This is a genomic window from Halobacillus sp. Nhm2S1, assembly GCF_019599545.1.
Taxonomy (GTDB): Bacteria; Bacillota; Bacilli; order Bacillales; family Halobacillaceae; genus Halobacillus.
In genome coordinates, this window is the sequence record NZ_JAIEZV010000002.1 from 896,319 (window position 1) to 908,950 (window position 12,632).

Genomic DNA, 12,632 nt, shown 5'->3' on the forward strand with positions numbered 1-12,632 from the left:
TTCACCTACGTTCATGATTCTTTGTAAGAAGCAATCATATCTTTCAAGTCATCCGCTTCGTTCCTTGTTTTCAAGTCAAAAAACAGAACCGTATAACCGACCATCATAAAAAGCGTGGTAATGATCGAGGCAAGGTCCGTCAGCACACGACCGAGAAGACTGCCACCTAAAAGAAGAGCGGAGACACCCTCCATTACGGAAGTAAGCAGGATGGTAATGATGAAAAAGACGATGAACAATCCGAAAACGAACCAGAAACGCCCTTTCGTCAGCTGCCAGCTTTTTGAAAAGCCCGGGGCAACCTTCTGAAAAACAATCGCTCCAAAGAACATGCTCAGTTTCGTCACAAAAAAAGCCACCGCTGCGAAAAACAACAGACCGAAGACGATTGACATGATGAATCCGACTCCAAAGCCATCCCTCGCAAAGCTAATGCCTCCTAAAACACCGAAAAGGAGAAACCCGATAAAAACGGCGGCACCGAAGATGACCCCCATCAAGGCTGTACTTCCGATGAGCGGCCAAAACCTTGAGAACGCCCCTTTAATCGCCTGCCCCTTCGACCAGGTTTCATTCTTCAGTGCTTTACTGGCCGCTACGATCACCGATGCCTGGGCAAGTGGGTAGATGATAATGGCAAGAACAGTGGAAACAAGTAAATACACCATTTCCATACCGATCCCGAGATTTGTTGCCACAAGCTCCTGGGTAGCTGCTGCTGTATCAAGATTGTTTAGAATGCCTTCTGTAAACCCTCCACCTGACGGTTCGCGGAAGAAGCTGATCCCGCTCAGTACCATGAATAAGTAATCAAATATGTAGAGCGGCGCAAATATAATGAGTAAAGTAAGAAATAAAGGACCGAAGTTTTTCTTTGATATACTGAATGTATGATCGAGTATTTCGGCAAACGTCTTTGGTTTTCTCTGGAGTTGTTCCATCTTCATCCCCCTAACTAGTATCTTTCTACTATTCTAACATTTCAGCGTTTCGTTTTGACAAAAAAAGACAGACTTATCCAAAATATAAGAAGGAAGGGAGTAACCGTTATGCATGAATATGTCGGCACGTGCAATGCTTGCGGCACAACGATCTATTGTGAAAATGGGTTCCTGAATGGAGAGTTATCGGAAAACAATACACTAATATGCTTCTCCTGTGATGAACGCAACCTCAAAAATCGTGTACAGCTTTCTCCTTATCAATCCAATTGGCCTGAAACATTCGCTAAGGAAAAAAACGCCATTCTACATAATCTTGGCGATCCGACCATTCCCATAGAGCACATCGGAAGTACTTCTGTTCCAAACCTCCAGGCTAAGCCAATTATTGATATTTTATTTGGGGTGGAGAACCTTGATGAGTTCACCCACTACATTCATCCCCTTTCACAAGCAGGGTACGCATATGTTCCTAAGCCTGAATTAAGGACAAGGCGCTTTTTCAAAAAAGACACCGGTACGAGCGGCACTTTCCATCTGCACATCTGTGAGTGGAACAGCTCTGAATGGGATGAGAAAATAACATTTCGAGACTACTTACGAGTGAACCCCCAATCTGCAAAAGCCTATGAATCTCTAAAAAAGCAGTTGGCTGAAGCCTATAGAGAAGAACGATCCGTCTACACAAAGGAAAAAGGCCCATTCATCCAGTCCATTCTTAATCTTGCCTATAAAAAAGGCTGAGAACTTCATTCTCAGCCTTTTTCCTTTATAACTCTTGCAGGTACGTGCAAACCGTTTCGATCCCTTTAGTGAAATTCTCCAGATGAAAATGTTCATTAGGTGCATGCAGGTTTTCTGTCGGGAGTCCAAATCCCATCAAGACAACCGGCGCATCTAAAACACGACCGAAAACTTCGACAATCGGAATGGATCCTCCTTCTTTCGGAAAGAGTGGACGTACATCATACACACTCTCAAACGCATCTGCCGCTTTTTGAATATATAGATTTTTTGAATCGATCGCCACCGGGTCTGCTTTAATGTACTGATGAAGATCAACCTTCGCACTCACTGGTCGGTTGTTGGCTACATGAAGTTGAATCGCCTCAAAAATCGCCTGAGGGTCCTGCTCACCAACTAAACGACAGCTGATTTTTGCACTCGCTTCTTTAGGGACGATTGTTTTCAACCCTTCGCCTTGAAAACCTCCCGTAATCCCGTTGATTTCAAGTGTCGGCCGGATGCCGACACGTTCCTGGAACGTGAACCCTTCCTCTCCGAAAAGTTCATCAATCTCGAGTTCCTGCTTCGTACGTTCTTCATTGAAGGGAACTTCCGCAACCTCTTTTCTTAAGGCTTCTGTAGGCTCCGGAACGCCTTTGTAAAAACCTTCAACGGCAATGCGCCCATTTTCTTCATGCAGTGAATCCAACAGTTGGATGAGGGCGTGAATCGAATTTGGTACGCCACCGCCATAGGTACCCGAATGTAGATCAGAATTGGCGGTTGTGACAGTCATTTCCATGGCCAAAGCCCCGCGTAAAGATGTACAAATGGCCGGCTGTCCTTCCTCACTAAAAGAAGTATCACTGATGACCACCGTATCACAAGCAAGCTTTTCCTCATTTTCCTGAATGAAAGGTCCTAAGTTCGGGCTTGCTATTTCCTCTTCACCCTCTATGACAAACTTCACATTGACCGGAAGCTCGCCCTTTTCTTTCATAAGAATGTCGACAGCTTTGATATGAATGAACAGCTGACCTTTATCATCCGTAGCTCCACGAGCGAAAATTTTACCGTCTCGGATGACTGGTTCAAATGGTGGGGTTTCCCATAAGTCGAGCGGATCTTCCGGCTGCACATCATAGTGGCCGTACACAAGAACGGTCGGCTTTCCTTCTGCATGAAGCCAATCCGCATAAACAATCGGATGCCCTTTTGTAGGGATGACCTCCACATTCTCCATGCCGGCTTCTTTCAAAGCACCAGCTGTCCAATCTGCCGCTTTTTTCACGTCTTCTTTATGTTGAGACAAGGAAGAAATGCTAGGAATGCTTAAATACTGCTTTAATTCTTCAATGAACTGATCTTTATGTAACTTAATGGCTTCCTTCACCTTATTGCCCTCCTTATATTCATGTGCTCTCATTATACCGAATTTTCCTCAAAGGCTGAAACACAGACAACTCTCCACTTCCTCAAAAGCTCCCTTTGCTTGAAGAATCACTTTCGATAAGTATGTTGAGTGGATGGGAGCTGCGGGGAATGGCTCGCTTCGATATGGAAGATTCTTGAAGCCACTACTGAAAGGTCAACTTGTATGATTATGGGAAGTGGATCATAGAACACTTCCATAATACTTAAAAGCTTAATCCAGAGCTTTTTATACCTCTAACAGTTGGATAGTGGAAGACTCTCCAACTCGGTACAGGGATTCGTTCCCCCCTTACATAGAAAGGGGTGGTTGGGAAGCTGCGAGACTCCCGTGGGAGAAAGGAGATAGGCGAGACCCAGCAGGACGTAGTCCGAGGACGCTCGCCACTCCCCCACAGGAAAGCGAGTAGCTTCCCAGCCACCCCTGACGCACAGCTCAGTAACGAACCCCGAAGTATCTTAAATTCGAGTCTTCCATAATCCTGCCAAATTCTTTAATAACTTTATACCCAAATCACCATGTGCTAGAGCTTTGTACATGAAAAAGTGACCAGGTATGGTGTACCCGGTCACTTTGATTTAGTCTTATTAGAATAATTATTATAGCAGGGAAATAATGAAGCTAATCACAACAATTAAACCGATGATCATTAAGATTGTACGAATCATGGAATCACCTCTTCGTCTTTTTGTATTTATTCATCCTTTCCCTTATCATCACGAGATTTAAACAAACTATACGAAAAATCGTCCCTTTTTCCCTTTTCAAGGGATACCATTTTTGAAGAACCAAAGGCTTTCGGTCTATGGTTTCATCATTATTCTTCGAATGTGTTCCTGAATTTAGTTATTGGAGTAACTTCTATGACTCGCATTTATGAGAGAACAAGAGAACAAAAACCCGCCAGCCCCGGGATGATCCCAGGGCGGTGGGGTTCGTTGTTAAATTAATTAAATTAATTGACGATCCCAGTGACGGTGGGCAGCCACTGCCTGTACAAAATCTTCTGTGAAGCCTTTAACATCATCACCAGCTACGACACCGCTGTGATCAGCAAGCTTGTTATCGCTCAACCATTGTACAGCATTGTGGGTAGCACCCAGCGGTTTATAGTGAGAGAATGCTTCGTTAAGGAAGTGGGAGGCATGCTTTTTGAACGCCTCTTCCTCATTGCTTCCTCCGATCGCATACAGAGCATCATAAAGAACAGAATCCGTAGTAAGGAAGGTGTGATCTACCTTCAATTCTGAACCGTCATCTCCTTCTACCATTCCCTGCTTGTCACTAATGATCTCTGTCATGATTCCTTCCGAGGAAAGCTCCTTTAGTGCTTGGGTAACGTCCTTCCCGTTGAATCCGTTGGCTAAAATAACCCCCACTTTTCGAGTGGATGGCTTGTGAACAGTATTCGCCTGACTGAGTGCGGGTGAAGACTTCTTCACATCTGATCCGCCACTCTGTGGAGGAGTAACTCCAATGTTCTCAGCAAATCCTTGTGCAAGCTCGAGGCTTACGTTAGAGAACATTTTTACCACTTCTTCACGGACTGCCTCACTTTCCACTTTTCCGAGTTCAAAGCTGAACGCACTGATGAGATGCTCTTTTTCATGGTCACTCATGCTGTTCCAAAACAATGTCGCTTGAGAGAAATGGTCCTTGAAGCTGTTGCTGCGTGCACGGATCTTATGCCCTTCTACCCTCTCTTGATAATGCGTATAACCACCATCTTCTTCGCTCGCAGGTGCTGGAGTGTTTTTCGCGAGAGAATTCTTATGATAGCTCACTTGGCCTTTATTGATGGTTTGACGTCCGTAACCATCACGCTGGTTGTTGAAGAACGGACAGACAGGGCGATTGATCGGAAGCTCATGGAAGTTTGGTCCTCCAAGACGGATCAACTGGGTATCTGTGTAGGAATGCAAACGTCCCTGCAACAATGGGTCATTGGTAAAATCAATGCCGGGTACGACGTTACCAGGGTGATAAGCTACCTGCTCATTTTCAGCAAACACATTATCGACGTTTCGGTTCAGTGTCATCTTACCGACAACCTGAACAGGAACATCCTCCTCCGGCCATAGTTTTGTAGGGTCAAGGATATCAAAATCAAACTTAAATTCATCTTCCTCAGGAATGACCTGGATTCCAAGCTCATATTCCGGGTAATCTCCATCTTCAATCGAGTTATAAAGGTCACCGCGATGGAAGTCCGGATCTTTCCCGTTGATCTTTTGCGCTTCATCCCATACAAGAGAGTGTGTGCCAAGGACAGGCTTCCAGTGGAATTTAACAAAGTGGGCCTTCCCTGCTTTGTTGACTAAACGGAACGTGTGGACTCCGAAGCCTTCCATCATACGGAGACTTCTAGGAATAGCACGATCAGACATCGTCCACATCACCATGTGAGCAGATTCCTGGTTTTGGCCTACAAAATCCCAGAACGTATCATGGGCGGAAGCCGCTTGAGGCATGGCATTATGTGGTTCAGGTTTGACTGCATGGATAAGGTCAGGGAATTTGATTGCATCCTGGATAAAGAAGACAGGTATGTTATTTCCGACTAGATCATAGTTTCCTTCTTCTGTGTAAAATTTCGTTGCGAACCCTCGTGCATCACGTACCGTTTCTGCGGAGCCTTTGGAACCTGCAACCGTTGAGAACCTTACAAACGTCGGCGTTGTTTTTGATGTATCATTTAGGAAATCTGCTTTTGTGTATTTCTCAAGAGATTCATATAATTGAAATTCGCCATGGGCAGAAAAACCTCTCGCGTGTACAATACGCTCAGGGATTCGCTCATGATCGAAATGCGTCATTTTTTCACGAAAATAAAAGTCCTCCATTAAAGTTGGACCGCGCTCACCGGCTTTTAGGGAAAATTCATCTTCTGACACTTTAACTCCCATGTTTGTCGTCATATGTTTGCCAGAATCATCCACCCGGAACTGATCCAACTGTTCATCTTTTCTTGATCTTTTATTACTCATTGAGCTCCTCCTTAAGAAACCATTGGTTAGAATGGTAAGTAATAAATAAACATTACAATCTACGTACCCCTCGATTCGACAGAATAAACACACAATTACTTTCCTAGAAAAGTAGTTTGTCGGAGGGTTTAATAAGAGAAAAAGCTCTAAAAGTATCTATTAAATAATGGAGATCATTTAGTGGAGTTCTAGTAAATCCTTCATATAAATAAATCAAACAGAACAAGCCACCTCTACTTAAGAGGTGGCTTGAAATGGTTACCTTTGTGATTTTATGGTAGCTGAGATGCGCCCATCATGTAACGATCGCATTCGCGTGCGACTTCTCGGCCTTCATTGATAGCCCAAACAATCAGACTTTGTCCGCGGCGCATGTCTCCGGCAGCGAATACGCCTTCGACGTTCGTCGTGTACTTCCCGTATTGGGCAGCGACATTCGAACGCACGGTCGTTTCGATACCCAGCTTTTCAATTAGGTCCTGCTCCGGTCCGCTGAAACCGATCGCAAGCAAGACTAGGTCTGCTTCCCATACTTTTTCTGTTCCTGGGATTTCAGTACGGACTTTGTTGCCATTTTCATCATAAGAAAGAGCGACGTCTATCGTGTGCACTTCTTTGATACGATTGTTCTCATCCCCGACGAATTTCTTCGTCATGACCGCATAGGCACGTGGGTCTTTATTGAACTTCGCTTCTGCTTCCTTTTGGCCATACTCCACACGATGGATGATCGGGTACTGTGGCCATGGGTTGACTTCATTGTCACGTGTAGAACCTTTTTTATCATAAATATCAAACTGAGTCAGGCTCTTACAGCCGTGACGCATCGATGTCGCCATACAGTCGGTTCCTGTGTCCCCACCACCGATGACGATCACATTTTTGTCTTTCGCACTAATGTAGTTTCCGTCTTCATGATCGGAATCCAGAAGACTCTTCGTGTTGGAGTGTAGGAAGTCCATCGCATAGTGGATACCTTTCAAATTACGTCCATCTACTTCCAGGTTCCTTGGCGTTGTCGCTCCGCCACAAAGAATGACCGTGTCATATTCTTCATTCAAACGAGAAACGGGATAGTCACGACCAACTTCTGTGTTCGTCATGAACTGGATGCCTTCTTCTTTTAGAATGTTCACGCGACGTTCAACCACGGAATAAGGCAGCTTCATTTCAGGAATTCCATAGGTGAGCAATCCACCAACACGGTCGTTACGCTCATAAACCGTCACCCAATGGCCCGCTTTGTTCAGCTGTGCGGCGGCTGCCAGACCAGCAGGGCCTGAGCCGACGACTGCAACTTTTTTACCTGTACGATAGGCAGGAGGTTCTGGCGTGACCCATCCTTCTTCAAATCCCTTTTCAATAATCGATCTCTCTACACTGCGAATGGCAACCGGTGGTTCGTTGATTCCAAGAACACAAGCCCCTTCACAAGGAGCAGGACAAGCGAAACCTGTGAACTCCGGGAAGTTATTCATTTCATGTTCTTTGGCAAGAGCTTCCTTCCATTTCCCCTGATAGACAAGGTCGTTCCATTCGGGTATCAGGTGGTAAACAGGGCAACCACTCGTGATGCCGTTGATTTCCATTCCAGAATGGCAAGTAGGAACGCCGCAGTCCATGCAGCGTGCCCCTTGCTTTTGTGCTTCTTCATCTGAAAGGGGAAGTTTATAATCTTCCCAATCTTTTATTCTTGTTTCAGGATCACGCTCAGGTGTGGATTGGCGTGTGTATTCCATGAATCCAGTAGACTTACCCATCAGATCTCCCCCTTCTCCGTTATTTGACTGTTGCTACCGGTTTGTTGCGTTCTTCAAATGCTGTCATTTCAGCATCAAACTTCTCAAGACCACTGTCTCTCAAGTTCTTAATCCGTTCTTGCATCGCCAAGTAATCCCTCGGAATGACTTTGACAAATCTGGATACATAGTCGTTCCAATTGGCAAGAATCCGTTGACCACGCGGACTGTTTGTATAGGAAACATGTTTGTCGATCATGTCATAGAGTTCTTGGATTTCATTCGCATCTGACAACTGCTGCAGATGAACGAGCTCTTTATTGCATTTTGTATCAAAAGGAAGTTCAGCCTCATCCAACACGTAAGCGACGCCTCCGGACATTCCTGCCGCGAAGTTACGCCCCGTGCCCCCAAGGACGACGACTTTCCCGCCTGTCATATATTCGCACCCATGGTCACCGACACCTTCGACAACCACTTCTGCTCCACTATTCCGGACGCAGAAACGTTCACCTGCAAGACCATTGATGTAAGCTTCTCCAGCTGAAGCACCATAGAAGGATACGTTTCCGATAATCGTGTTTTCTTCCGGTACGAAGGATGACCGTGGTGATGGATGGACGATGATTTTACCACCGGACAACCCTTTTCCAACGTAATCGTTGGAATCACCGATAAGGCGCAGCGTGACTCCTTTCGGAATGAAGGCACCGAAACTTTGACCAGCAGAACCTTTGAAGGTCAACTTGATCGTGTCTTCCGGAAGTCCTTCCGCTCCATAACGACGTGTGATTTCACTACCAAGGATCGTACCCGTTACACGGTGAATGTTACGAATCGATCCTGTGCCTTCCACAGGCTCTCCGGTTTCAATGGCTTTCTTACAAAGTGGGATCAATTCTTCCATATCCAGTGTCTTCTCAAGGCCATGATCCTGCTTTCTGACAGCAAAACGACCATAGTCTGCAGGAACATCAGGCTGGTAAAGCAAGGCAGACAAGTCGACACCTTTGGCTTTCCAGTGGTCGATGGCTTCGTTGGCCTGAAGAACATCGGTACGGCCGATCATTTCATTGATTGTACGGAATCCGAGCTCCGCCATGAGTTCACGGGCCTCCTGTGCGATGAAACGCATGAAGTTCTCAAGGTGATCCGCTTCCCCTGTAAATTTCTTACGAAGTTCAGGGTCCTGGGTCGCTACACCGACCGGACATGTGTTCAAGTGGCAGACGCGCATCATCACACAACCGAGGACAACGAGCGGCGCGGTTGAGAATCCATATTCTTCTGCTCCTAACAAGGAGGCCACCACAACGTCACGGCCGGTCATCATTTTTCCGTCGGTTTCAACGACAATTCGATCACGCAGACGGTCAAGTACCAGTGTCTGATGTGTTTCAGCTAGACCGATTTCCCAAGGTAGACCGGTGTGTTTAATACTTGTTCTCGGTGCCGCACCCGTTCCTCCATCGTACCCGCTGATCAATACAAGATCCGCGCGTCCTTTCGCTACCCCTGCAGCAATGGTTCCAACCCCGACAGCGGAAACGAGCTTCACACTGACACGCGCTTTCGGATTGGCGTTTTTCAAGTTATAAATAAGCTCAGCCAAGTCTTCAATGGAGTAGATGTCGTGGTGCGGTGGTGGTGAAATCAATTCAACACCTGGTGTGGAACCACGGACTTCTGCTACCCATGGATATACTTTTTTGCCTGGAAGGTGACCACCTTCACCTGGTTTCGCACCCTGAGCGACCTTGATTTGGATTTCATCCGCATTGACAAGGTAATGACTGTTAACCCCAAAACGTCCAGATGCTACCTGTTTGATAGCACTACGTTTCAAGTCACCGTTTTCTTCAGGGGTGAATCGTTTTGGATCTTCCCCACCTTCACCGGAGTTACTTCTACCTCCGATCCGGTTCATCGCAATCGCTAAGGCTTCGTGTGCCTCTTCACTGATGGAACCGAAAGACATCGCTCCTGTTTTGAATCGTCTGCAAATATCTTCAACAGACTCTACTTCCTCCACCGGAATGGACGGACGATCCTTGAAGGAAAGCAACCCACGCAAAGACTGTAGGTTGTTCTTTTCATCGGTCAACATCTTAGAATATTGTTTGAAAAGGTCATAGTCGTTTGAACGGCAAGCGTGCTGCAACGTCGCAATCGTTTGCGGATTATACTGGTGATCTTCACCGTTCTGGCGGTACTGGTATTCGTCACCCGCTTCTAGAGTACGGTTTGATCCACGTGTTTCTCCGTACGCAACTTCATGACGCATCAGCACCTCTTTCTCGATGATATCGAGACCGATTCCGCCAAGACGAGAAGCTGTTCGCGTGAAATACTGGTCGATGACATCTTTATGAATGCCAACGGCTTCAAAGATTTGCGCTCCTCGGTAACTTTGGATCGTGGAAATCCCCATTTTAGAAAGGACTTTGATGATTCCATCCGTTGCAGAATGAATATACGTCTGCACCGCTTGTTCATGGGATTCTGTTTCAAGCAATTCGCGATCCATCAAATCTCTCAGGGATTCATATGCAAGATAAGGGTTGATTCCTTCGGCTCCATAACCAAGGAGTGTTGCGAAATGGTGAACCTCTCGCGCCTCACCCGATTCAATGATCAGACTCACTTTCGTTCGTGTTCCTTTACGAATGAGGTGATGGTGCAAACCGGATACCGCAAGAAGAGAAGGAATGGCTGCATACTCTTCACTGATTCCACGATCAGAAAGGACAAGCAACGTCGTACCATCCTGTACGGCTGCATCCGCTTCTTCACATAAACGATCAAGCGCAGGCTTCAAGCCTCCTTCTTTTGCATCGAAAAGAATGGAAAGCGTACGTGCAGCAAAGCCTTCTAAATCCTGCTGACGGATCTGTTCAAGTTCACGATTAGTCAAGATCGGTGTCTGCAACCTGATTTGACGGCAGCTTTCTGGTTTAGGGTCCACAAGGTTCCCTTCTGCTCCAATCGTCGTTTCCACCATCGTAATCAGTTTTTCACGAATGGCATCAATCGGCGGGTTCGTGACCTGGGCGAACAACTGCTTGAAGTAGCTGTAGAGCAGCTGTGGCTTTTTAGAAAGCACCGCAAGCGGTGAATCGTAACCCATTGAACCGACGGGGTCTTTTTTATCGTTGACCATCGGCAGAAGGATTTTGTTTAATTCTTCTGTCGTGTAACCGAAAGCAAGCTGCTGGTCGATCAAGTTCTCAACCGGACGGGGTTCAGTCATCGGTTCAGGTAGGTCTTCTAAATCAAACTTGTTCTCTTCAATCCACTCTTTATAAGGCTTCTCGCGTGCAATTTGCAATTTAATTTCATCATCAGGAATGATTTTCCCTTCCTCAAGGTCGACGAGAAGCATCTTTCCTGGTGCGAGACGATCTTTATACAAAATGTCGTCAGCGAAGATATCAAGAGCACCCACTTCTGACCCAAGGACAATCATTCCGTCTTTTGTTACGTAATAGCGCGCCGGACGCAAGCCGTTACGGTCGAGGCAAGCACCGATTTGCTTTCCATTCGTGTAAGCAAGGGCAGCCGGCCCGTCCCATGGCTCCATTAAGCAACTATGGTATTCATAAAAATTCTTCTTGTCTTCCTGGATCGTTTCATCATTTGACCAAGGCTCAGGCACCATCATCATAGCGGTGTGAGCGAGTGAACGACCGGACAAGTATAAAAATTCAAAAGCATTATCGAACATGGAAGAGTCACTACCGTTGGAATCGATGACAGGAAGAAGTTTCTGTAAATCTTCTTCACTGAAATATTCCGAGTTGCAAAGCTCCTGGCGTGCTCTCATCCAGTTCACATTGCCTCGTAATGTATTAAACTCTCCATTGTGAATGGTGAATCGGTTCGGGTGCGAACGTTTCCAGCTCGGGAAGGTGTTCGTACTAAAGCGGGAGTGTACTAAAGCGAGGGCCGTTTTGAAATCAGGGTGGTTCAAATCGATATAAAAGGAATCCAGTTGTTCAGGGATCAACATGCCTTTATAAACGATCGTGTTTGATGACAAACTGCTGATATAAAAGTCATCGTACCCGTCTTTTCCAGCGATCTCGATTTCCGCTCGCTTACGAATGATGTATAGGCGGCGCTCCAAATCCATTTGAGTTTGGATATTTCCAGATGGAGCAACGAAAGCCTGACGAATAAATGGTTTGGTTTTCTTCGCATCTTCCCCAACGAACGAATCGTTTACCGGAACCGTACGCCAGCCTAAGAACTCTTGTCCTTCTTCAGCGACGATACGCTCAAATGTCTGCATACATTCAGTTCTTGTTTCATGATTTTCTGGAAAGAAAATCATGCCGATGCCGTATTTACCGGCTTCAGGCAAATATATATCTTCCTTCTCACATTGTGCTTCGAAAAAATGGTGAGGGATCTGTGTCAGTATTCCAGCCCCATCCCCCGTACTGACGTCAGCAGATTGTCCACCACGGTGCTCTAAGTTACATAGAATAGTGATGGCATTCTCTACGATACTGTGACTCTTTGTTCCATCGATGTTGGCAATCACTCCGATACCACAAGCTTCATGCTCATTTTCCGGATGATATAGCCCCTGCGGAACAGGATATCCGTGTTTTTGCATATTTTTTCCCCCTAGCGGACATATTCTTGTAGGTTACAGGCAAAAATTAAAAAATTCTGTCTTTTCAGTTTCTTACTAGTATAGCATGAACAGCCTGAAGAATCATGCTCTTTACGCGTTCAAACATTGAATTTTCACGATAATGAGACAATTCAAATTCATGAGAAACCCGAATATTAAAAGGAT

General features: G+C 45.8%; 6 protein-coding genes. 1 reads left to right on the forward strand and 5 read right to left on the reverse strand.

Going from position 1 to position 12,632, the window contains the following annotated elements:
- Positions 1–11: 11 nt before the first annotated feature.
- On the reverse strand, positions 12–941 hold the full coding sequence (locus K2225_RS10730; protein WP_220584730.1) for a hypothetical protein: 930 nt from the start codon (positions 939–941) through the stop codon (positions 12–14).
- A gap of 108 nt (positions 942–1,049) precedes the next feature.
- Here K2225_RS10730 and K2225_RS10735 point away from each other — a divergent pair, with 108 nt between their 5' ends.
- On the forward strand, positions 1,050–1,685 hold the full coding sequence (locus K2225_RS10735) for a GrpB family protein (protein ID WP_220584731.1): 636 nt from the start codon (positions 1,050–1,052) through the stop codon (positions 1,683–1,685).
- A 25-nt stretch (positions 1,686–1,710) separates the two neighbouring features.
- Here K2225_RS10735 and K2225_RS10740 read toward each other — a convergent pair whose 3' ends face one another.
- From K2225_RS10740 to gltB, 4 genes are all read right to left on the reverse strand, one after another.
- Positions 1,711–3,093 (reverse strand): dipeptidase, encoded by a 1,383-nt coding sequence (locus K2225_RS10740; protein ID WP_220584732.1) that lies wholly within the window; start codon positions 3,091–3,093, stop codon positions 1,711–1,713.
- 956 nt (positions 3,094–4,049) lie between these two features.
- A complete protein-coding gene (locus K2225_RS10745; RefSeq protein WP_220584733.1) occupies positions 4,050–6,086 on the reverse strand; it encodes a catalase in 2,037 nt (678 codons plus the stop codon).
- A gap of 272 nt (positions 6,087–6,358) precedes the next feature.
- Positions 6,359–7,846, reverse strand: coding sequence for a glutamate synthase subunit beta (locus K2225_RS10750; protein WP_220584734.1), 1,488 nt, complete (start codon positions 7,844–7,846; stop codon positions 6,359–6,361).
- 19 nt (positions 7,847–7,865) lie between these two features.
- Positions 7,866–12,446, reverse strand: coding sequence for a glutamate synthase large subunit (gene gltB, locus K2225_RS10755; protein WP_220584735.1), 4,581 nt, complete (start codon positions 12,444–12,446; stop codon positions 7,866–7,868).
- Between the last annotated feature and the right edge of the window lie 186 nt (positions 12,447–12,632).

What these genes read in the sequence shown, in the direction of transcription:
- K2225_RS10745 (WP_220584733.1), bottom strand. Translation starts at nt 6,086, where the DNA reads ATGAGTAATAAAAGATCAAGAAAAGATGAACAGTTGGATCAGTTCCGG.
- gltB (WP_220584735.1), bottom strand. Translation starts at nt 12,446, where the DNA reads ATGCAAAAACACGGATATCCTGTTCCGCAGGGGCTATATCATCCGGAA.
- K2225_RS10735 (WP_220584731.1), top strand. Translation starts at nt 1,050, where the DNA reads ATGCATGAATATGTCGGCACGTGCAATGCTTGCGGCACAACGATCTAT.
- K2225_RS10740 (WP_220584732.1), bottom strand. Translation starts at nt 3,093, where the DNA reads ATGAGAGCACATGAATATAAGGAGGGCAATAAGGTGAAGGAAGCCATT.
- K2225_RS10750 (WP_220584734.1), bottom strand. Translation starts at nt 7,846, where the DNA reads ATGGGTAAGTCTACTGGATTCATGGAATACACACGCCAATCCACACCT.
- K2225_RS10730 (WP_220584730.1), bottom strand. Translation starts at nt 941, where the DNA reads ATGGAACAACTCCAGAGAAAACCAAAGACGTTTGCCGAAATACTCGAT.